Here is a 907-nt window from a genome sequence, read left to right on the forward strand (position 1 = left end):
GCCCCAGGCCACGGGCGAATATGCCCGCCGCCGCGGTGAGGAGATCCCCCAACGGCTGATCGCCTCATCCAAATCGTGGTTGTGCAACACCTTCGTCGACCGCAAGGCCCCCATCCTTCCCTGGGAGACGGCGGCGGCCAAGAGCGGCATCCCGACCGAGAGCAAACTCTCGCCGGTGGCGGCCTCGGCGGCGATCCTGCGGCATATCCGCGACGCCTGGAACCACGTCATGGCCGGCTCGGCCAGCGATCCGGACGAACGCCTGCGCTTTGAAAACCAGAAGATCTATCTCACCGTGCCGGCTTCCTTCGATGCCGTGGCCCGGGAGTTGACCGTTACGGCGGCCGATCAGGCCGGGATAACCAACATCACCCTTCTGGAGGAACCCCAGGCAGCCTTTTACGCCTGGTTGGCAACCTCGGGAAAGGCCTGGCGCGACATGGTCAGCCCTGGGGATCTGATCCTGGTATGCGACGTGGGCGGCGGCACCAGCGACTTCAGCCTGATCCAAGTCGGTGAGGAAAGCGGCGATCTGGTGCTGGACCGCGTGGCCGTGGGCAACCATCTGTTGGTGGGCGGGGACAACATGGATCTGGCCCTGGCCTATTCCCTGTCGCGCCAGATGGCCGAAGGCGGCACCCGCCTGGATTCCTGGCAGATGAACGGTCTGTGGCACAGCTGCCGGCGGGCCAAGGAACATATCCTCTCCGATCCGTCGCTCCAATCCCTGTCGGTGACGATCCTGGGGCGCGGCAGCAGCCTGATCGGCGGTACGCTGAAAGCCGAACTGACCCGTGAAACCATCGAAGCGATCCTGCGGGACGGCTTTTTTCCGATCTGCGGCAAAGACGACCGGCCGGCCACGGCCCAGCGCGCCGGCATCCGCGAATTCGGCCTGGCCTTCGAA

1 protein-coding gene is annotated in these 907 nt (G+C 65.4%); it reads left to right on the top strand.

Annotation, left to right across the window (positions count from 1 at the left end):
• Positions 1–907 (top strand): Hsp70 family protein (locus tag JCM12296_RS35225; protein WP_157068220.1); only part of this gene is annotated, 907 nt, incomplete at both ends.

This window comes from Desulfosarcina cetonica JCM 12296, from assembly GCF_001311845.1.
In the GTDB taxonomy this organism is placed as follows: Bacteria; Desulfobacterota; Desulfobacteria; order Desulfobacterales; family Desulfosarcinaceae; genus Desulfosarcina; species Desulfosarcina cetonica.